We start from the raw sequence: 20953 nt of genomic DNA, 5'->3' as shown, positions 1-20953 counted from the left end.
GAGGCACCGTCGACGGCGCCGCAAATTTTCGCCCGCTAGTGAATGTGGAGGAACAGTGGCTGATTTCGATCCGGAGTCCCCTGACCAGCAGGATCGCCCCGCCCGACCCCGGCGGGAGCGCCCGCGCTCGAGCCTGGGGTTCAGCAGGATCAGCCGCGAGTTGTCCGACCCGCGCGCGGCGGACGCATCCAACCCCTCCTACGTGCAGTGGCTCAAGCGCCAGTCCATGCTCGGCGACGCGGACATCCTCGCGCGCGGCGTGACCGGCAGCTCCCGGATGTGGCGCAACGCCTACGCCGTCCCCGACGCGCGCCGGGCTCTGAACCAGGCCTCCACGTGGTTCACCACCTACCCGTCGGCGATGATCACCCGTGACGGCCAGTCCTTCCTCGAGGCGCTCGCCGACGAAGAACTCTGGGAGGCTTTCTCCACCATCGGCGTGCACGCCATCCACACCGGGCCGACGAAGACGGCCGGCGGCCTCGAGGGTTGGCAGGCGACGCCGAGTGTGGACGGGCACTTCGACCGCATCAGCACCCGCATCGACCCGGCCTTCGGCACCGACGAGGACTTTCAGCGCCTCACCGACGTGGCCGACCAGGCCGGCGGCATCGTCATCGACGACATCGTGCCCGGTCACACGGGTAAGGGTGCGGACTTCCGCCTCGCGGAGATGGCGTACAAGGAGTACCCCGGCATCTTCCACATGGTGGAGATCCCGCAGGAGCACTGGCACCTGCTGCCCGAGGTCACCCCGGGGATGGACACCGCGAACCTCAGCGTCACCGCGGAGAAGGAGCTGGCAGACCTCGGTTTCATCATCGGTTCCCTGCAGCGGGTGATCTTCTACGCGCCGGGCATCAAGGAGACGAACTGGAGCGCCACCCGCGAGGTGCTCGGCGTCGACGGGGTCGTGCGCCGCTGGGTCTACCTGCACTACTTCAAGGAGGGGCAGCCGACCATCAACTGGCTCGATCCGACGTTCGCCGGCATGCGCTTGGTCATCGGCGATGCGCTGCACTCGCTCGGCGATCTGGGGGCGAGCGCGCTGCGTCTGGACGCGAACGGGTTCCTGGGTGTGGAGAAGCGTGTCGGCGCCGAGCACGCCTGGTCCGAGGGCCACCCGCTGTCCGTCGGCGCCAACCAGTTCATCGCCAGCATGATCCGCAAGGTGGGTGGATTCTCCTTCCAGGAGCTCAACCTCACCATCAACGACATCCACGACACCGGCGAGTACGGCGCCGACCTGTCCTACGACTTCATCACCCGCCCCGGCTACCAGCACGCCCTGCTCACCGGGAACACCGAGTTCCTGCGTCTGACGCTGCGCGCCTCGCTCGCGGCCGACGTCCAGCCGGTGCGCCTCATCCACGCGCTGCAGAACCACGACGAACTCACCTACGAGCTCGTGCACTGGGAGACCCGCGCCGACGACGAACGTTTCGAGTTCCGCGGCGAGGAGATCACCGGCCCGCAGCTGGCCATGGCCGTGCGCCGCGACCTCACCGAGAAACTCACCGGCAACGGGATCGACTACAACCGCGTCTTCACCACCAACGGCATCGCCTGCACCAGCTCCACGGTCGCCGCGGCGGCGCTGGGTTACGGCACGCTCGACGACATCGACGAGGCCGGCGCCGCCCAGATCCGCCGCGCCCACCTGCTGCTCGCGGCATACAACTCCTGGCAGCCCGGCGCCTTCGCGCTCTCCGCGTGGGACCTCGTCGGTGCCCTCACGGTTCCCTCGGAGGAGGTGGCGGAGCTTATCGACGGCACCGATACCCGATGGATCGAGCGGGGTGCCATCGACCTCATGGGCGTCGCACCCGAGGCCACCGAGTCCCAGGCCGGGCTTCCCAAGGCGCGTATTCTGCATGGCACGGTCCCCGAGCAGCTGGACGATCCCGAGTCCTTCCTCAACCAGCTCACCGAGATGCTGCGCCTGCGCACCGAGCACAAGCTGCACCTGGGCATCCAGCTGGACGTCCCCGAGGTCTCCCACCCTGGGCTGCTGGTCATGGTGCACCGCCTCGACGAGGGCGAGGACGACGAAGACGCGCCGCTGCAGGTCACCGTGCTCAACTTCGCCACCGAGGCCGTCACCGCAGCGGTGCGCTCGGAGGAGCTGCCCGTGCGCCACGCCGTCATCGACGCGGCCACCGGCGAGGAGATCACCCGGGTCGATGACCTGCAGGGATTCTCCGTCGAACTCGACGGGCTGGGCATGGCGTTCCTGCTCATCGGGCCCAGCGTCGAGGACGAGGATCAGTAGCGGATCATCGGCTGGTGGGGGACGCCGGTGTCGTCGTAACGCTCACCTGTCTCCGTGAACCCGTACCGGGCGTAGTAGCCGGTCAGGCCGAGCTGCGCTGTGAGATAGACGGGCCGGTCCGCACGCGCCTCGGCGAGGGCGAAGCGCAGGAGTTCATCGCCCGCCCCGGTACCCCGCGCGGAGGGAACGAGCACGAAGCGGCCGAACTGGGTGACCTCCTCGCCGGCCACCTGTGCGGGATGCAGGCGCGCGCAACCGAGCAGCGCCCCCGATTCGTCCTGAAGCAGGAGGTGCCGGGTGGAGTCGGCGGCGTCGATGTCCTGGATCTCCTGGTAGGGAGTCGCCTGCTCTAAGACGTAGGCGTCCACGCGCAGCTTGTACAGCTGGTGCACCTCCAGCGGGGTCATCTCCGCCAGAGGGACAGCCTTGAGGGTCCTAGACAATATCCTGCGGGCCCGAGTGCTTGAGCATGTCATCCCACTCGACGATCTTCTTGCGCTCGCGGCCCTCGGCCTCACCTGCGGCGCGCTCGGCGGTGTCGAGACGGTGCCAGCCCGCCCAGGTGGTGATGGGGTGGCCCTTGCCCTCGAAGAAGTCGGCCACGTCCTGGCGGGTGCGCTTGGACGCCTCGCGCAGCTTGCCCTCGGCGTGGTCCGCCAGCAGCATGTTCGTGGTGTCCTTGGCGTCGGACTTGGTGTTGCCGATCAGGCCCACGGGCCCGCGCTTGATCCAGCCGGTGGTGTAGAGACCGGGGACGGCCTCGCCGTTCGGCTCGGTGAGCACGCGGCCGCCGTCGTTGGGCATGACGGACTCGCTGGGGTCGAAGGGCACACCCTCGACGCCCTCGGGGCGGTAGCCCACCGCGCGGTAGACCTGCTGGACGTCCCAGTCGGTGAAGGTGCCGGTGCCGGTGACGCCGCCGTTGCCGTCGAGCTCCGTGCGCTCGGTGCGGATGCCCAAGACCTTGCCGCCCTCGCCCAGGACCTCGGTCGGGGCCTCGAAGAGGTGGATGAACAGCTTGTGCGGGGCATCCTTCGGCTCGCGCATGGCGTAGCCCTCGAGGATCTGGGCGACCTGATCCACGGCCTTCTTCTCGCGGCGCGCGTTCTCGGAGGCCTCGTCGTAGTCGATGTCCTCGGGATCGACGATGACCTCGACGTTTTCGGAATGATCGAGCTCCTTGAGCTCCTGCGGGGTGAACTTCACCTGCGCCGGGCCGCGGCGGCCGAAGACGTGCACCTCCTTGATGCGGGAGTGGCCGAGGTGCTCGTAGACGTTGTCGGGAATCTCGGTGACGTGCAGCTCGTCGGCGGTCTTGGCCAAGACGCGGGCGATGTCGAGGGCGACGTTGCCCACGCCGATGACGGCGACCTTCTCCGCGTCGAGGTTCCAGTCGCGCTTGAAGTCGGGGTTACCGTCGTAGAAACCGACGAACTCGCCCGCGCCGTGCGTGCCCTCCAGGTCCATGCCCGGGATGTCGAGGTCCTTGTCGGCCGTGGCGCCGGTGGAGAAGACGATGGCGTCGTAGAACTCCCGCATCTCCTCGACGGTGATGTCCTTGCCCACCTCGACGTTTCCGATCAGCTCGATCTCCTCTTGCTCGAGGACGCGGTGCAGGCTGGCGATGATGCCCTTGATGCGCGGGTGATCGGGAGCGACGCCGTAGCGGATGAGGCCGAAGGGGGCCGGCATCTTCTCGTAGAGGTCGATCTCCACGTCGACGTCCGACTTCACCAGCAGGTCGGAGGCGTAGATGCCGGCCGGGCCGGCGCCGACCACAGCGATGCGCAGGGGGGAACTCATGAAGGAAACTCACTGCCTTTCATAGGGATTGCCTCGCCAGTCGGGCACAGGAACCGGCCCGGAGCTGGCGGAAGGATTCGCTCGTCTAACCCCCGACAGTGTACTTACCCACCTGCGGCAAACCGGCGCGGTGACTCACATTCATTCACACGAGGGGCCGAAGCTACGACGGGCAAAACTTTCCCGGGTAAGCTGAGACTGTTCGCGGCTAGAGTGTGCCCCTGATCACTCACGAAACGGGGCCGAAATAAAATTAGGCAAATCAGGAAAGGCAACAACCTTCACCATGACCGAGAATCTCTCCGTACTGCTGACAGTGGTCGGCCGAAACTTTGACGGGCTCGATCTTGACGGATTCGCCCGGGGCAACGACCTCGCGCGCGTCGACGTAGCTGAGCTGGGCACCACCATCGGTGACGTCCTTGAGCATTTCGACGACAGCCGCAACAGCCTGCTGGTCGGCACCGGAAACCAGACCTTCGACGCGAAGGTCGCGGCCGCCCTCGGCGTCCCGGTGGTCATCTCCTACGACCGCCCGGGCCCGCACGTCGACCTCGTGGTCTCCCAGGCCGAGGCCTTCGGCACCGTCATCGCCGAGGCCTGCGACTTTGAGCGCACCGCCTGGGCCATCGGCCCCGCGCTGGAGACGGACGCGACGCAGGTCATGTCCCCCAGCGTGTTCCAGCACGAACTGCTCACCAAGGCTCGCGCAGCCGGCGCGCACATCGTGCTGCCCGAGGGCGACGACGACCGCGTGCTCACCGCCGCGAGCGAGCTGCTTGAATCCGACGTCGTGAAGCTGACCATCCTGGGCAACCCGGACGCCGTCGCCGAGCGCGAGGCCGAGCTGGGCCTGGATCTCTCCAAGGCCGAGATCATCGACCACCTCACCTCGCCCCTGGCGAACGAGTTCGCCGCGGATTTCGCCGAGCTGCGCAAGAAGAAGGGCGTGACCATCGATGAGGCGAAGAAGACCATGGAGGACATCTCCTACTTCGCCACGATGATGGTGCACAAGGGCCTCGCCGACGGCATGGTCTCCGGCGCCGCGCACACCACCGCGCACACCATCAAGCCCTCCTTCCAGATCATCAAGACCTTGCCCGAGGCATCCGTCGTCTCCTCGATCTTCCTCATGGTCATGCGCGGGCGGCTCTGGGCGTTCGGCGATTGTGCCGTCAACCCCAACCCCACCGCGGAGCAGCTCGGTGAGATCGCCGTCGTCTCGGCGCAGACCGCCCAGGCGTTCGGCATCGACCCGCGCGTGGCTCTGCTGTCCTACTCCACCGGAGCCTCCGGCACCGGCCCCGACGTCGACCGCTCCGTGGAGGCGCTCGCCGCCGCGCAGAAGATCAACCCCGAGCTCAAGGTCGACGGCCCGCTGCAGTTCGACGCCGCGTGTGACCCCGTCGTCGCCGCCAAGAAGGCCCCGGACTCCCAGGTCGCCGGCCAGGCGAACGTGTTCATCTTCCCGGACCTCGAGGCCGGCAACATCGGCTACAAGACGGCCCAGCGCACCGGTGCGGCCCTCGCGGTCGGCCCGATCCTTCAGGGCCTGAACAAGCCCGTCAACGACCTTTCCCGCGGCGCCACGGTTGCCGACATCGTCAACACCGTAGCCGTCACCGCAATCCAGGCAGGAGGCGCCAAGTAATGGCCTACGTTCTCGTCATCAACTCAGGTTCATCGTCCGTCAAGTTCCAGATCGTCGACCCCAAGGCCGAGGCCACCCGGCCGCCGCTAGTGTCCGGACTCGTCGAGCAGATCGGCAGCCCCTACGGCAGGCTCACCATCAAGTACGAGGGTGACAAGCACTTCAGGGAACAGTGCATCCGCAACCACACCGAGGGCCTCGAGCTCTCGATCTCCGAGCTCAACCGTCTGGGCTGCGGCCCCAGCGAGCTGGACATCTCCTCCGTGGGCCACCGCGTCGTCCACGGCGGCCAGGTGTTCTCAAAGCCGAAGATCATCAACGACGACGTCGTCGAGCAGATCCGCGCGCAGGTGCCGCTCGCGCCCCTGCACAACCCCGCCAACATCGACGGCATCGAGGTCGCCCGGAAGCTGCTCCCGGACGTCCCGCACGTCGCGGTCTTCGACACCGGTTTCTTCCGTCAACTTCCCGCGTCCGCGTCCCAGTACGCCATCAACGCCGAGGTCGCCGAGGAGAACCAGGTGCGCCGCTACGGCTTCCACGGCACCAGCCACGAGTTCATCTCCCAGCAGGTGCCCGAGCTGCTGGGCAAGCCGGCCGCGGACGTCAACCAGATCATCCTCCACCTGGGCAACGGCGCCTCCGCGTCCGCGGTCCGTGGCGGCAACCCCATCGACACCACCATGGGTCTGACCCCGCTCGCGGGCCTGGTCATGGGCACGCGCTGCGGCGACATCGACCCGGGAATCATCTTCCACCTGCACCGTCAGGCGGGGATGAGCATCGATGAGATCGACACGCTGCTGAACAAGAAGTCCGGCATTCTCGGGCTCTCGGGCGTCAGCGACTTCCGCGATCTCCGGGAGAACATCGTGGGCGGCGACCCCAAGGCCGCCCGTGCTCTCGACGTCTACGTCACCCAGCTGCGACGCTTCATCGGCGCCTACATGATCGCCCTTGGGCGCGTGGACGCCATCACGTTCACCGCCGGAGTCGGCGAGAACGACATCGGCGTCCGCGCGGCGGCCCTGGCCGACCTGGAGCACTACGGCGTCAAGATCGATCCCGAGCGTAACTCCGTGCGCGGCGACCGCGCCCGGGAGATCTCGACGGACGACTCGACCATCAAGGTCTTGGTCATTCCGACGAACGAGGAGCTCGCCATCGCGCAGAAGGCTGACGCGCTGGTCTAGCACCTGCGCTGAGGGGGTCTCTCGCGCGAAACCCCGACCACGGTTTCTTGACCACGGTTTCCCGACCGCAATGTGGATGACACCAATCCACCAAGCGGTCGAGAAACCGTGGTCGAAGCTTTTCCCGGGGGCGGGGGCCCAGGGGCCGAATCCTAGAACAGCGTCTGCGGCCGCACCGCGTTGGCGATGTCCACCAGCGCGTAGCGGTGCTGTGCTGAGGGTGCCTGCCGGGCCAGCCGTCGCAACGAGTTGGCGATACCGTTGCGCAGCCCGGTCTGCGTGAAGGGGTAGTCGAAGAGCGTGTTGTGGCTCGCCGCCGACTCGACGCCCGCCTCCTGGAGGAATTCCAGGGCGGCGGACATGACGGCGGTCTTGATCTGGATGAACCGGGGCTCGTTGGTGGGAATCTCCTCCAGCCGCCGGGCCGCGCGCCTGATCCGGGACTCGGTGAGCACGTCGGAAATGAGCATGAGCACCGTGGTGAGTTTGGCCATCCGGTGGTGCCTGGATGCCTGGGGCACCCGGTCGAGTGCCTGCACCGCCATCTCGGTGAGCCCCTCCGCGACCAGCAGTCGGGAGAGGCCGAAGGCGCTGGAGACGGTGGTGGGGTTGGAGGCCCACACCATGCCGTAGAGACGCATGGCGTGGAAACGCAGGAGCTTGGGGTCGTCCGTGACGTGGGACCAGAGGTCGTCGCCGGGGAAATTCTCGAAGATTTCCCTGGCGAGGTCGGCGAGGTTGCCGTCCAGGGCGGGGGTGGCGCGGGCGACCCGCTCGTCGAGAAGCGGGGTGTTCTGCAGCTCCCGGGTCTGGAGGATGAGTTCGTCCACGGCCGCGAGGGCGAGTTTGGGGGCGGGCTCGCCGGGGAGGATGGTGAGCACCTGGTTGAAGTGGGACTGGGCGGCCTGGTAGTCCTCGAGAAACATGCTGGTCACGCCGGAATACCACTGGTAGCGCCAGTCGGTGCCGAGGCGTTCGGAGAGGGACTGCAGCCAGGCGCGGGCCTGGGAGGTGAGCCCCAGATCGAGCATGGCGCGGACGACGCCGAAGGGGATTTCCGCGGACTCCTCGTACTCCGGGGTCTGCATCGCCTGGCGCAGGGTCTCCAGGGCTTCCTGAGGCTCCGCGTAGGAGGAGCCGGAGAGCATGGCCGCGCCGACGTCGGAGCGGTCGATCAGCGGGGTGGGGATGGCGGAGACGACCTCGTCCGAGGTCATGCGGATGGTCCGGTCGATGCCGTCGATGAGCTGGTCGGTGCGGAAGACGACGTGTTTGGTGCCGAACGTCGAGCGCTGCGGGGAGAAGAGCGAATGCTGCTGGGGGTGGTAGCGGCCGTCGCGAAGCGCGATGACCTCCCTCAGCACGCCGTAGAGCTGGGTCTCCAGTTCCGCCAGCGAGGAGAAGCGCTGCTCGGGATCCGGGTGCGTCGCCCGCAGGAGCAGGCGGTAGTAGGAGAGGAAACGGCGCAGCGTCGGGTCGGTGGTGGGCGAGGGCAGGCCGGGGAGGTAGATGCCGTCCTCGCGGGGCATGTCCAGGGTCAGCGTCGCCAGGGTGCGCCCGACTGTGTAGATGTCCGTGGCCACCGACGGCCCGTGCGTGGACACGTCGGGGGCCTGGAATCCCTTGGTGCCGTAGATGTAGCCGTAGGCCCCGATGCCGGAGACGGCGCCGAGGTCGATGAGTTTGACCTGGTCCTCGGTGACGATGATGTTGTCCGGTTTGAGGTCGTTGTAGACCACCCCGCGCGAGTGCAAGTAGTCCAGGGCCGGGAGAATCTCCAGAATGTAGCCGATGGCCACGTCGATGGGCAGCAGGTGATTGTCCTGGGCGTTGCGGCGCGCGCGCAGCGACGGCCCGCCGACGAACTCCATGACAATGAAGCCGCCGGCCACGCGCTCGTCGTCGATGAAGTTGAAGATCTTCACGATCTGCGGGTGCGTGATCCCCGCGAGAAACTCCCGCTCCGCCCGCGCCGCCGCCATCTCCTCGTCCGTCTTCTCCGCCTGCATGCCCTTGAGCACCACCAGCCGGTCCGCGACGAAGTGGTCGTGCGCGAGGTAGATCCAGCCCATGCCGCCGTGGCCGATGACGCCGAGGATCTCGTACTGCTCGGCGACGATGTCCCCGGGGTTGAGCTGCGGCATGGCGATGCCCGGCTTCTTCGCCTCGGAGTGTGGGTCCATGAGCGCGTCCTCCGCGCGCGCCGGGGCGATGAAGGGCAGCTCGACCATGCCGTCGGCCACCGGCCGGGAGCTGCGCTCGGCGCCGTGGCGGGAACGGAAGGTCGACAGCGCCTCCCGGCGGGCACGCTCTGCGGTGTCTTCGCGTCTCGACGCCCCGTCCCGGCCAGTGCGGTGATCGCGCAGCGCCCCGAGGTCCTTGATCAGCCCGGCGATGTCGCCGACCCCGGCGAGCTCCTCGTCGTCCTCGTCCTCGTCGTCGTCCGCGAAGGGGTCGAAGGCCACGGCCGAGGTGCCCGGGTTATCCGGCGCGTCCCGCCGGAGGCTGCCGGTGGTGTGGTCGGCCTGCTCGGCGTGGGGTTCGTACTTGACGGCCTCGGCGACGACATTCTCCCCGTCGTCGAAGTCCTCGTCGTCCGCGAAGGGGTCGAACAGCGCCGCCTCCGTGCCGACGAACTCCTCGCCGTAGTCCTCTCCGGTCTTTCCCGTGCTGGCGCTCATGGGGCCTCCTCCTCGACGTAGACGGGTGCGGGCATCTCGTCCCGGAGGGGCGAATCGGTGAACCAGTCGTCGTAAAGCCTGTCCCACGTGCCATCGCTGCGGATGCGCTCCAGGGTCCAGTTGACCTGGCGCACCAGCCCGGAGGCGTCGTCGCTGGGGGTGCTGCGGCGGATGCCCAGGCCGTAGCTCTCCTCGCCGGTCACGGCGTCGGGGATGACGGTGAAGGGGTCCTGGTCCGCGATGCCGAGCAGGATCGCGTCGTCGGCGATGATGGCGTCAGCCTGGCGCTGCTGCACCGCCATGAGGCAGTCGGACCAGGTGGCCACCTTGAGGATGTCCGAGGCCGGGGCGACCCTGCGCACGGTCTCCAGCGGGGTCGACGCGCCGACCGCGCACACCCGCCGGCCGGGCAGATCCTCGAAGGAGGAGATCCCGGAGTCGCGCTGCACCAGCAGGCGGGTCGAGGACGAGAGGTAGGGGGCGGAGAACTGGATCTCCTGCTGTCGCCCGGTGGTGATGGACAGGGTCTGCGCGACCAGGTCCACCTCCCGGCGCTCGAGGGCGGCGGTGCGGTCGGTGGATGGGATGAAGCGGAACTCCACCGCGTCCGGGTTGCCGAAGATGTCCGCGGCGATCTCCCGGGAGAGCGCCACCTCGAAGCCGCTGAGCTCCCCGGAGACGGGGTCGCGGAAGGAGAGGCCGTTGATGGACTGGTCGATGCCGACGATGAGGCGGCCGCGCTGACGGATGGTCGGGATCGCCTCGTTGAGGTTCTGCGGGCGCGGGCGCAGGGTACCGGCGGGCACTTCGTCTCCCGACGTCTGCGCGGCGGTGGCTCCCGCGGGCTCGATCTCGGAGTTGTCGGGGAGCGGGAAACCCAGGTCCTCGGGCCGGTCCGCGTCGATGCCCGCGGCCTGCGCGCCGGGGTTGAGGTTCGGGGTGGGTTGGGGAGCGGGGACGCAGGAGGCCAGGGTGACGGCGCTGGTAGCGGCAGCTGCGGCTGTTGCGCTGAGCAGGGCGAAACGTCGGATGCGGGTCACAGGTACTCCTGCAGTCGGGCGCGGATGCCGAGCCACAGGCTGACCACGGCCAGGAAGGCCAGCAGCAGCACTGCGGTGGCGACGAGCGTGGTGGCCGCGAGACCGTCGGCGATGTAGGCACGCATGGACGTGCGGGCACCGTCGATGAGCTCGCTCAACGCGTTGTCCAGGCGACCGGCCGCGCTCGCCGTGGTGGGCTCCGCGCCGGGGGCCAGCGACGTGGTGGTGGAGAGGTAGGCGGCGGTGTCGTAGTCGCCCGCGCTCAGCGCCGCGAGGTAACGGTCGTAGGCACCGCTCCAGTCATCCAGCGCGGCGCGCACATCCGCGGCCTGGCGGTCCGCCGAGGTGGCCGGGGAGGAGAAGCCGTCGAGATTGACGCCCTCCGCCCGGGCGGCCTCGACGTCGTCGATGGCCGAGGTGACCGCGTGGGACATGCTGTCGAAGGCCGCGGTGGGTTCGGCGTCCGTCTCCCGGCGCAGCAGGGCGAGGGTCTCCGTCGTCTGGGCCTCCTGGGCGAGGATCCGCGCGTTGGTGAGCGAGTCCCACGGGCCCGAGGCCTCCTGGAAGCCGCGCCCGCCGGTCTGCCAGGTGGCCAGGTTGGACACGCCGACCCAGAGGATCGCCAGGACCATCATCGCCGTGGCCGCGAGGAACCCCCGGTTGAACCGGCGCCGGGTGCGTCGCCACAGCCACCACTGCGCCGCAACGAGGAACAGCACAGCCGCCAGCAGGCCGGAGAGGGGGACCCACTGCGGGGTGGTCAGCCGGGTCTGCTGTTCGGCGACGTTGTCGCCGGTGAGCTGGAAGAGTTTGGAGGCGGCGGGCAGGATGTCGCCGCGCATGAGGCCGGAGGCGTTGGTCATATACGTCACGCCCACGGGGTTGCCCATGCGGCTGTTGGTCCGGGCCGTCTCCACCATGGCGGTGTAGACGGGCAGCTCCCGTTGGATGGTGGTGACCAGCTCCGCGACCTCCGGGTCCTTCGGGTCGATGCCCGAGGCGGACTGCGTGGCGGCCACCGACGCCTGGTCGATGGCGGCGTAGTAGCGGTCCAGGGTGGTCTGCGAATCCACGCCTGGGCGGACGAACCCGCTGGTGGCAACCGTGTCCGCCAACGAGAGGTTGGTGTAGAGGTCGTGTGCCGAATAACTCAGCGGCTCCGTCTCGGTGAGCAGGACGTCGAGGCCGTCCTGGCGCTCGGTGGCCGAGGCCGACATGGAGTAGCCGGCCGCGAAGATGGCCACGGAGAGGAAGATGGTGACGGCGAACATCTTGCCCGGCGTGGTGACCAGGAAGCTGTAGGTCCTGCGCACGCTGGCGACCGGGGAGGAGAAGGCCTCGGAGACCGTGCTGCGCCACCGGGCGCGTTTCACGCCGATGTTGGTGCGCACATCGGCCCCGGCGCGGTCGAGCCATGCGTCCTCGCTCGGCCCCTCGGGGATCAACGGGTCAGGTGCTGTCACAGCATCCCGCTCACCGTCAAGGGTCATTGGGACAGGATAACGCGGCCGGGCCCGTGTGTGCCAGGCCACGCGCCGGTGGGGCCACGCTCGCCGGGGCGGAACTAGGGTGGGTCGCATGATCGGTGACGGCAATGGATGGTCCGCAGCTCCGCGCGGTGCGAAGGTGTGGGGGAGATTCGGGGCGGCGGGCCTGTTCCTCGTGGCGCAGCGCCCCACCGGCGGTGACGAGCCCGAGGTGCTGCTGCAGCACCGCGCGCCGTGGACGGCCAGCGGCGGGACGTGGGCCCTGCCGGGTGGCGCCCGAGACTCGCATGAGACGCCTGTCGACGCCGCCCTGCGCGAGGCAGTGGAGGAAACCGCCGTCGACCCCGCGGCGGTGGAGGTGCTGGACACGCAGGTCACGGCCGGGCCCTTCGCGGCCGACCCGGAACGCCCGGAGCTCTGCGGCGACTGGAGTTACACCTGCGTCCTCGCCCTGACTGTCGGCGGCGACCGGCTACTGGTGACCCACAACGACGAGGCGCTCGAGCTCGCGTGGGTCCCGCTGAGCCAGCTGGAGACCCGCAATCTACTGCCCGCCTTCGCCGCCGCGGTGCCTGTCCTGCGGGAGCGCGTGCTGGGTCTCCTCCGGTAGGAGTCCGAGGTGTATGGCATTGTTGGTGCCATGATTGAAGCAGTTGGCCTGACCAAACAGTACAGAGGCGTGCGCGCAGTCGACGACCTGTCGTTCACGGTCAAGCCCGGCGTGGTCACGGGATTCCTCGGCCCCAACGGCGCGGGTAAGTCCACGACGATGCGCATGCTCGTCGGTCTGGACAACCCCACCGCGGGCAGGGCGGCGATCAACGGCGTCAACTACCGCGACATCCGGTGCCCGATCACGGAGGTGGGCGCGCTGCTCGATGCCAAGGCCGTGCATCCCAACCGCTCCGCCGCCGCGCACCTGAAGTGGATCGCCCAGGCGAACGGCATCCCCGTCAGCCGCGTCGACGAGGTGCTCGGACTGGTTGGCCTCAGCGACGTCGCCGGCAAGAAGGCCGGCGGCTTCTCGCTGGGCATGGGGCAGCGCCTCGGCCTGGCGGGGGCACTGCTCGGTGATCCCGGCGTGCTGCTTCTCGACGAGCCCGTCAACGGACTCGACCCCGAGGGCATCCGCTGGGTCCGCGGACTCATGCAGACGCTCGCCCGGGAGGGCCGCACGGTGCTCGTCTCCTCCCACCTCTTGTCCGAGATGGCGCAGACCGCGGAGAACCTCGTGGTCATCGGCCAGGGCAAACTCATCGCGGACACGACGGTGCAGGACTTCATCCGCGAGCACTCCACCCGCACGGTGGTGGTGCGCGCCGAGCACCTCGCGGAGTTCGGCGCCGCCCTGACCGAGGAGGGCATCGGTTTCACCGAGGGCCGGGACTCCGAGGGCCGGCCGAGCCTGCTGGTGCAGGACCGTTCCTCCGACGAGATTGGCGCGCTGGCGTACTCGACCGGCGTGATGCTCTCCGAGCTGTCGGAGAAGGCCGCGTCCCTGGAGGAGGCGTTCTTCCAGATGACCGAGGGGTCCGTGCAGTACCACGGCAACTCGGCCGCACCCGCGCCGGCGCCTGCGCCGAAGGCAGCCCTCCCGGACGAGAAGTAAGGAAACCCCCGCACGATGTTCTTCAACACCCTCAAGTCCGAGTGGACCAAACTCCGCTCCACCGCGTCGTTCTGGTGGACCACTAGCCTGGTCTTTGTTATCAGCGTCGGCGTCGCGGCGATCATCACCTCGGCCGGCAACACGGTTGATACGGCAGGCACCGAAGGCGCGGTGTCCATGGGCGCGAGCCCATTCGTGCTCACCATGCCGTTCACCACCGTCGGCCTGCCCATCCTGCTCATCCAGGCGATCATGGTGGTCACCACCGAGTACCGCTTCGGGCTGGTCCCGCAGAACTTCCTGGCCACGCCGACCCGATGGCCGGTGCTGCTGGCCAAGTTCGTGCTCTACGCCGTGATCGCCGCGGTCATCTCCTTCCTCGTGGTGGTGCTGTCCTACCTGGTCAGCCAGCTCCTGCAGTCGGGCGACACCGCGAATCTGACCTCCCCGTTCGAGGATGAGACGGGCAAGCGCCTGCTCTGGGCCATTCCGCTGGCCACGGTGGTGGCGGTGCTCTTCGTCCAGGGTCTGGGCATGCTCGTGAGGCAGACGGCGGGAGCGGTGGCCATCACCATCATCTGGCTGCTCGGCTTCGACCAGTTCCTGCGCCTGATCCCGAAGGCGGGCGACGACATCGCCAAGACCATGCCGTTCCAGAACATGAACAACTTCCTCCGGGACCTGCCGTTCGAGGGGACCGAATGGTCCTCCTGGTCCTCGCTCGGGGTCTTCGCCCTCTGGGCCGTCGTGGCCTGGGTCGCGGGCCTGGTGCTCACGCTTAAACGCGATGCGTGATGACCTCGCCTGAGCCGGACAGTTACCGGTTTTCGCCCCTGCTGCTGACGTCGATAGCCTTGTTGTCGGCGTCGGCGCCGTTCTCGATCGACATGTATCTGCCGGCGATGCCGCAGATCGCGGAGTCCCTGGGCACCACCGCGCCGATGGTCCAGCTCACGCTCTCGGGATTTGTCATGGGCCTGGCGGTGGGCCAGCTCATCATCGGCCCCGTCTCGGACGGCCTGGGGCGTAAGAAACTCATGGTCGGCGGCGCGGTCGTCGCCCTGCTGGCGGCTGTGCTGGCCGCAACCGCCTCGGGCATCGGCGTTCTCATCGCCGCCCGGGTGATCCAGGGCCTGGGCAGCGGCGCGTGCATGGTCGTCTCCCGCGCGGTCATCCCGGATCTCGCGGGCGGGCGCACCGCGGCGAAGGCGTTTGCGGTGATGATGTCCATCCAGACGCTCGCCCCGGTGATCGCCCCGCTGGTGGGCGGCCTGCTCGTCGCCCCGCTCGGCTGGCGCGGGCTGTTCTGGGTGCTCGCGGGCCTCGCGGGTGTCCAGCTCCTCGCCGCCGCGCTGGTCATCCCGGAGTCGCGGCCGGTGGAGAAACGTTCACGGGTGACGGCGCGCTACGTCTTCGGCAACTACGCCCACGTGCTGCGCAACGCCGGCTACCGCGGCTACCTGCTCACCGTCGTCTTCGTCTTCATGACCCTCTTCTGCTACCTCTCCGCCTCGCCGTTTCTCATCCAGGACGAGATGGGTTACTCCCCGCGGGTCTTCGCCCTGGTCTTCGGCCTCAACGCCGTGGGTCTGCTGGTGGGCAACCTGGTCAACGCCCGGCTGATCGACATGGTCGATCCCCGGCGGATCATGCGGGGCGCGTGTCTGGTCTACGTCGCGTCCGCGCTCACCCTGCTGGCGGTCATGCTCTCCGGCACGCCGGCGCACTGGCCGGTCTTTGCGCTGCTGTTTGTCAGCGTGTCCACCCAGGGCCTCATCCAGACCAACGCCCTCTCGCTGGGTCAGCTGCAGGTCCGCTCCCACGCCGGGTCCGCCGCGGCGCTCATGGGATTCTTCCAGTTCACCGCGGCCGGAGCGGTCGGCCCACTCATGGGTCTCGGCGACAGCGCCGGGCTGGCGATGGCACTGGGGATGGCGTGTTTCTCCGTCGTCGCGGCGGGTGCCGCGTGGCGCGCGACGGGCCGGCAGGCGAGCGTCGATTAGCGTTACTGGAGAGCGGACGTGAGCTTGGCGACGTTGTCCACGTAGCGCCTGGCCCAGCCGCGCCGGTTCCAGCGTGCCAGGGTCAGCACGCGGGAGACGGCCTGGTAGTTCTCGGCCAGGTGACGCAGCTGATCGATGAGATCCCCCTCGGCGACGAGCACCGTCGACTCGTAGTTGAGGCCGAAGGAGCGCATGTCCAGGTTCGAGGAGCCTAACGCGCCCACGGGGGCCAGGCCCTCGTCGTCGGGGTCGGCGAGGACGAACTTGGAGTGTAGGACAAAGGGCTCGGGGAACTGGTAGATGTGGATCCCGGCCTCGAGAAGGCTCTGGTAGTACGACGACTGCGCGTGGTGGACAAAGAACTGGTCGCCCTTCTCGGAGACGAGCAGCTCCACCCGCACGCCCCGGTACGCGGCGGTGGTCACGGCCTCGAGGATGGATTCGTCGGGCACGAAGTACGGCGAGCAGATGATCAGCCGGTGTTTGGCGTGGTGGATGAGCGAGGTGAACACCCGCAGGTTGGGCGAGGTGGTGTAGCCGGGGCCCGAGGGGACGAGCTGCACCACGTTGGCGTCGCCCGGCTGGCCGCCGATGTCATGCGGCGGGCGGATGTCCAGGGCCTCGCCCGACTCGGTGTACCAGTCCACGGCGAACATCGACTCGAAGGATGCGACAATGGGCCCGGTGAACTCCACGAGGTAGTCCACCCACTGGCGCCCGATCCGGCGGTTGGCACGCATGAGGTAGCTGCGGTCGATCATGTTGATGGAGCCGATGAAGCCGACGTCGCCGTCGATGACCACGATCTTGCGGTGATTGCGCAGGTCCGGGCGGCGGAAGCGGCCACGCCACGGAGCCAGCGGGAGCATCGGTTGCCAGTCGATCCCGATCTCGGTGAGCCGTTTGCCCAGCTTGCGGTAGCCGGGGTACTTCAGCGACCCGATCTGGTCGAAGAGGTAACGCACCTGGACACCCCGGTCCACGGCACGTTCCAGCGCGCGGAAGAACACGTCGGTGGTCTCGTCCCACGCGGTGATATAGATCTCCACATGGATGTATTCCTCGGCCTCGTCGATGGCGTCGGCCAGGCGCTGCATCGCCTGGTTGTAGTCCGCCCACAGGCCCCGGTTGTGCCCGAGCACAGCCGGAAAGCCGGTGAGCGCGCGCGAGAGGTGGAGGATCGAGCTGAGCTCGGGGCCGAAGTCGACGTTCTCCGGCTCGTCGGGCGTGCCGTTGTGCACGTCCTCGATCATCGCGTTCGCCTCCTGCTGGATGCGGTGGCGGCGACGGTTGATGTACGGCGAACCCATGAGCAGGAACAGGGGCAGGCCCACCACGGGCAGCAGGAGGATGAGCAGCAGCCAGGCATTGCTTGACGACGGCCGCCTGCCCTCCGGCACGATTCCCACCGCGGCGATCTTGATGGCGTAGTCGAGCACCAGGATGACAACCTGCCAGGTGTTCTGGTCGAGGTTGATGTTCACCCGGTCGAACTTACCTCACGTTGTCGTAGTCCTTGCCGGTGTCCGTGTATTCCACGACCACCGGCGCGTGGTCGGAGGCTCCCTTTCCGGAGCGCTCCTCGGTGTCCACGAACGCGTCTTTCGCCTGGCCAGCCAGCTTCTGCGAGGCCAGCTGGAAATCGATGCGCATGCCCTCGCCCTTCTGGAACCTCATGGACTTGTAGTCCCAGTAGGTGTAGTGCTCGTGGGTCAGATCGCGGGTGACCTCGCGCAGCCCGGCGTCCTCGAGCATGGCCATGGCCGCGCGCTCCGGCTCGGTGATGTGGGTCTTGCCCTCGAACAGGGAAATGTCCCACACGTCCTCGTCGCGGGGGGCGACGTTGAAGTCACCCATGAGCACGAGTTTCTCGTGCTGCTGGAGTTCCTGTTCGGTGTGGCGGGCGAGGGCGTAGAAGAAGGCGAGTTTGTAGTCGTAGTGCGGGTCGCCGATCTCCCGGCCGTTGGGCACGTAGAGCGACCACACCCGTACGCCGCCGCAGGTCGCGCCCACGGCCCGGGCCTCCGCGTCCTGGGGTTTGGCGGGGTCCTTGTGGAATCCGGGCTGGCCGGGGAAGTGGTCGGCGACGTCCTCTAGCCCGACGCGGGAGATGATGGCCACGCCGTTCCACTGACTGTAACCGACGTGCGCGACCTGGTAGCCGGCCTCCTCGAAGACGAGGTAGGGGAACTTGTCGTCCCTGACCTTGGTCTCCTGGACGGCGAGCACGTCGATGTCGTGGCGCTTGAGAAAGTCGATCATGCGGTCGGCGCGGCTGCGCACCGAGTTGACGTTCCACGTGGCGATTCGCATGGGGGACAGCGTACCGGGGGCGGCGGGGCTTGGTCCGGGTCGGTTGGTCGGAAGGACGCGGTCGGATTCGGCAGTGAATCCGACCGACGCGCGGCTGCGCTGGTCTGCAGCAGACCGCGTCCATCCGACCGGCAGGAGCGGCCCCGGTACGATCGCACGAATGGTGTCGATTGAACTGAGGCGTGCGCGGGCGGGCGTCGCCACGCTCTTTTTCACCAACGGCGCCGTCTTTGCCAACTTGGCCCCGCGTTACCCCGAGGTCAAGGCCGACCTGGCCATGGGCGACGCGGTGTACGGGCTGTCCGTGGCGGCGTTCCCGGCCGGCGCGCTGGCTGCGGGCCTGCTGGCGGCGATGCTGGTCAGGCGCTTCAACTCGCGAGTCGTCGCCGTGGTGGGCACGGCGTTCGCCGCGTTCGCCCTGCTCGCCGCGGGCATCGCGCCGACCGCGGTGGCCTTCGCGCTCGCCCTGTTCGCCGCCGGCGCCGCAGACGCGCTGACGGACGTCGGCCAGAACGCCCACGGCCTGCGCGTGGAACGCCGGTACGGCCGCTCCATCATCAACTCCTTCCACGCCGTCTGGTCACTCGGCGCCGTCGTCGGCGGGCTCATGGCAGCCGCGGCCATCGCCCTGGATGCCTCCCGCGCGGTGCACATGAGCGTATCGACGCTCCTTGTCCTCATCCTCGCCTTCGGCGCCTACCGGTACTGCCTCCCCGGCCCGGACACCGCACCGGTCGAGGCCGCGAGCGCGCCCGTGACCACCAACCACGTGAACGCCCGGGTCGTGCTGCTCATCGGCGCGTTGTCGCTGGTGGGCATCGGCGCGGCGATGATCGAGGACGTGGCCAACTCCTGGGCCGCGCTCTACCTGCGCACCGAGGCGGATGCGTCGGCCACGGTGGCCGCCTTCGGGTTCATCGCGCTCATCGGCGGGCAGTTCATCGGGCGGCTGCTAGGCGACGGGCTCATCGACCGCCTGGGCCAGGGGGCCGTCGCCCGGATCGGTGGCGCACTCATCATCGCGGGCTTCGGCGTCGCGCTGTCTGTGCCGGTGACCTGGGTGATGTTGGCAGGCTTCGTGGCCACGGGGTTCGGCATGGCCACGCTCATTCCCGGGGTCATGGCCACGGCGGACAAGATTGAGGGGCTGCGGCCGTCGACAGGCCTGACCGTGGTGTCCTGGCTGATGCGCATCGGCGGGCTGGTGGCGTCGCCGCTCATCGGGTTGCTGTCCGAGGTCGAGGGGCTGCGGGCCGCGCTCTTTGTCGTGCCGGTGGTCGGGGTGGTGGTGCTGCTGTTCTCGGGCGCGATGAAGGGGAAGGCGTAGGTCAGTAGGCTACGGCCGCCGGCGGGGGTCTTCGCGGTCTAATCGACGCAGGGAATTTCTCTGCATTATTAATTCTGGATAACCGGGGTCGATTGATCCGATGAGTGCAAGTGATTCGTTGAGGCGCTTCTTTGTTTGCACCCGGAGGAGATTGTCGTGATGGCTGATCCGGTTTCGAAGCTTCCGAAAAGTCTCCAGCGTTCGTCCCACTCGCATCTGCCCTCGCTGATCCGAATACTTCGCGAAGGGGAAAGCGTATTTCAGGCAGTCATCCCACAGGGCTTTCTGCTGCTCGTTAGGGGAGCTCTCACCCGGATTGAGGAAGAGCCGCGACCAGGACCCCAGGGGAAGGTGAACGAGAACGTCCTCGTGAGAAGGAGAAACCCCATACCTCGGATGACGCGGGCTTCGCCTTTCGACCTCTTTGGAAGCTTAAATTCGGGCAGACGCCAAGCCACTAGCGAGTATGTGGTGAAGTGGGACTGCGGTGTTGTGTTCGCCCGTCCATTCCTCGCTTAGCCTGGATCCGTAGTGCGTCTGCTGGCTGTTCCAGTGCCGGAGTTGACGGTCGATCGAATTTCGAACGGCAACTTCTACGTAAGAAATATGCGAGTGCCACGAGCCGGCGAGTTCAACACCCCAGCGATAGAGCTCCATCGCCAGTTCGTGATCGTTATCGGTCTCCGCTAGATAGGGTGCAAACCTCGACGCGGAGAGAACATCCTCTGGGGAGGGCTTGTCGGCCATGGGCAAAGCGTATATGGTTCAGGTATCGAGCACCGTGTAGATCGGTGCGGATACCTCGGTCAGCCCCCGCACTCTGAGTGCGGGGGCTGACTTGTTTTCCGTGTGAGACTAGCCCCCCTCAACAATGCTGCGCAGGGCGTCGAGATGGGCTTCCCACGCCTTCACTCCGGCGGAGGTGGCGGAGTAGGCGGTGACGGGGGTCTTGCCGATGAAGGACTTGTGGATCTTCACGTAGCCCGCATCCGCCAGCGCGCTGGCGTGTTTGGAGAGCTGTGAGTCGGAGGTGTCCAGGAAGGCGCGTGCCTCCTTGAACGGCATCCTCTCCACCTTGACCAGCAGCGCCATGAGCGAGAAGCGCAGGGGGTTGGCGAAGTCCGGGTTGAGCTCCGCGCGTGGGTGGGTGCTCACGGCTGGTTCACCGCCCGAACCTCGAGGAGGATGCCCACCGCGGCGTAGACGGGGAAGAGCAGGGCGAGGAACGGCGAGACGGGCAGGAGCATGCCGGCGAGGAAGGTGAGCATCCACAAGCCCAGGGCAATGAACCAGTTGCGGCCGAACCCGCGCCGGGCGAAGGAGCTGCGGGCGTTGACCAGCACAATCACCAGCACGCCGATGGTGTTCCAGGTCAGGCCGACGAGGAGCCAGGGGGTCTGCGGGACACCGTAGTTGTCGGTGGCCCACTGGCCGAGGACCATGATCGTCGCGGCCGCGGCGAAGAACGCGTAGCTGGCCCACGCGGTGTTGAACACCTGGGTGCGCCGCGAAAGGGCACCGGCGATGTCGAGCCGGGCGGCGGCTTCGGCGGGAGAGAGGGGCTGGGACAT

The 20953-nt window shown here is 67.9% G+C and carries 17 protein-coding genes; 8 read left to right on the top strand and 9 right to left on the bottom strand.

Features of this window, described 5'->3' with window-relative positions; translation table 11 throughout:
- Positions 1–55 precede the first annotated feature (55 nt).
- The gene (gene treS, locus CDOO_RS11750; RefSeq protein ID WP_018022766.1) at positions 56–2272 is read left to right on the top strand and encodes a maltose alpha-D-glucosyltransferase; all 2217 of its coding nucleotides are present in this window, start codon (positions 56–58) and stop codon (positions 2270–2272) included.
- Here the strand turns inward: treS and CDOO_RS11745 are convergent.
- Together CDOO_RS11745 and CDOO_RS11740 are read right to left on the bottom strand one after the other, a co-directional pair.
- Complete coding sequence (locus CDOO_RS11745) at positions 2266–2715, bottom strand: GNAT family N-acetyltransferase (RefSeq protein ID WP_038573437.1); 450 nt, start codon at positions 2713–2715, stop codon at positions 2266–2268. The genes treS and CDOO_RS11745 overlap by 7 nt on opposite strands.
- Entirely contained in the window at positions 2708–4075 is a 1368-nt protein-coding gene (locus CDOO_RS11740; RefSeq protein ID WP_018022768.1) for an FAD-dependent oxidoreductase, read from the bottom strand. Before CDOO_RS11740 ends, CDOO_RS11745 begins: the two co-directional genes overlap by 8 nt.
- A 286-nt stretch (positions 4076–4361) precedes the next feature.
- On the opposite strand from CDOO_RS11740, the gene pta reads away from it, so the two are divergent.
- Entirely contained in the window at positions 4362–5729 is a 1368-nt protein-coding gene (gene pta / locus CDOO_RS11735; RefSeq protein WP_018022769.1) for a phosphate acetyltransferase, read from the top strand.
- Positions 5729–6922 (top strand): acetate kinase, encoded by a 1194-nt coding sequence (locus CDOO_RS11730; RefSeq protein ID WP_018022770.1) that lies wholly within the window; start codon positions 5729–5731, stop codon positions 6920–6922. Before pta ends, CDOO_RS11730 begins: the two co-directional genes overlap by 1 nt.
- Before the next feature lie 152 nt (positions 6923–7074).
- Here the strand turns inward: CDOO_RS11730 and CDOO_RS11725 are convergent, their stop codons facing one another.
- From CDOO_RS11725 to CDOO_RS11715, 3 genes are read right to left on the bottom strand one after another with little or no spacing between them, the layout of a single operon-like run.
- Positions 7075–9603, bottom strand: coding sequence for a serine/threonine protein kinase (locus CDOO_RS11725; RefSeq protein WP_018022771.1), 2529 nt, complete (start codon positions 9601–9603; stop codon positions 7075–7077).
- The gene (locus tag CDOO_RS11720; RefSeq protein ID WP_018022772.1) at positions 9600–10643 is read right to left on the bottom strand and encodes a transporter substrate-binding domain-containing protein; all 1044 of its coding nucleotides are present in this window, start codon (positions 10641–10643) and stop codon (positions 9600–9602) included. Before CDOO_RS11720 ends, CDOO_RS11725 begins: the two co-directional genes overlap by 4 nt.
- Positions 10640–12133 carry a hypothetical protein gene (locus CDOO_RS11715; protein ID WP_081610394.1) on the bottom strand — a complete coding sequence of 498 codons (1494 nt, stop codon included), beginning with the start codon at positions 12131–12133 and terminating at the stop codon, positions 10640–10642. The genes CDOO_RS11720 and CDOO_RS11715 overlap by 4 nt, the downstream gene beginning before the upstream one ends.
- Before the next feature lie 88 nt (positions 12134–12221).
- On the opposite strand from CDOO_RS11715, the gene CDOO_RS11710 reads away from it, so the two are divergent.
- From CDOO_RS11710 to CDOO_RS11695, 4 genes are read left to right on the top strand one after another with little or no spacing between them, the layout of a single operon-like run.
- The gene (locus tag CDOO_RS11710; RefSeq protein ID WP_018022774.1) at positions 12222–12740 is read left to right on the top strand and encodes an NUDIX domain-containing protein; all 519 of its coding nucleotides are present in this window, start codon (positions 12222–12224) and stop codon (positions 12738–12740) included.
- 30 nt (positions 12741–12770) lie between these two features.
- Positions 12771–13739, top strand: coding sequence for an ABC transporter ATP-binding protein (locus CDOO_RS11705; RefSeq protein WP_020384679.1), 969 nt, complete (start codon positions 12771–12773; stop codon positions 13737–13739).
- Between the two features lie 15 nt (positions 13740–13754).
- Complete coding sequence (locus CDOO_RS11700; RefSeq protein ID WP_018022776.1) at positions 13755–14534, top strand: ABC transporter permease; 780 nt, start codon at positions 13755–13757, stop codon at positions 14532–14534.
- Complete coding sequence (locus CDOO_RS11695) at positions 14534–15742, top strand: multidrug effflux MFS transporter (protein WP_038573436.1); 1209 nt, start codon at positions 14534–14536, stop codon at positions 15740–15742. The genes CDOO_RS11700 and CDOO_RS11695 overlap by 1 nt, the downstream gene beginning before the upstream one ends.
- 2 nt (positions 15743–15744) lie before the next feature.
- Here the strand turns inward: CDOO_RS11695 and cls are convergent, their stop codons facing one another.
- Complete coding sequence (gene cls / locus CDOO_RS11690) at positions 15745–17226, bottom strand: cardiolipin synthase (RefSeq protein ID WP_018022779.1); 1482 nt, start codon at positions 17224–17226, stop codon at positions 15745–15747.
- Between the two features lie 10 nt (positions 17227–17236).
- Positions 17237–18055 carry an exodeoxyribonuclease III gene (locus CDOO_RS11685; RefSeq protein ID WP_018022780.1) on the bottom strand — a complete coding sequence of 273 codons (819 nt, stop codon included), beginning with the start codon at positions 18053–18055 and terminating at the stop codon, positions 17237–17239.
- Positions 18056–18215: 160 nt separating this feature from the next.
- On the opposite strand from CDOO_RS11685, the gene CDOO_RS11680 reads away from it, so the two are divergent.
- Positions 18216–19382, top strand: a complete 1167-nt coding sequence (locus CDOO_RS11680; RefSeq protein ID WP_018022781.1) for an MFS transporter — start codon at positions 18216–18218, stop codon at positions 19380–19382.
- Between the two features lie 855 nt (positions 19383–20237).
- Here CDOO_RS11680 and CDOO_RS11675 read toward each other — a convergent pair.
- A complete protein-coding gene (locus CDOO_RS11675) occupies positions 20238–20537 on the bottom strand; it encodes a winged helix-turn-helix domain-containing protein (RefSeq protein ID WP_018022782.1) in 300 nt (99 codons plus the stop codon).
- Positions 20534–20953: a hypothetical protein gene (locus tag CDOO_RS11670; protein WP_018022783.1), complete on the bottom strand. Its 420-nt coding sequence runs from the start codon at positions 20951–20953 to the stop codon at positions 20534–20536. The genes CDOO_RS11675 and CDOO_RS11670 overlap by 4 nt, the downstream gene beginning before the upstream one ends.

The sequence above is a fragment of the Corynebacterium doosanense CAU 212 = DSM 45436 genome, from assembly GCF_000767055.1.
GTDB lineage: Bacteria > Actinomycetota > Actinomycetes > Mycobacteriales > Mycobacteriaceae > Corynebacterium > Corynebacterium doosanense.
This window is presented reverse-complemented; position numbering and strand designations above follow the sequence as displayed.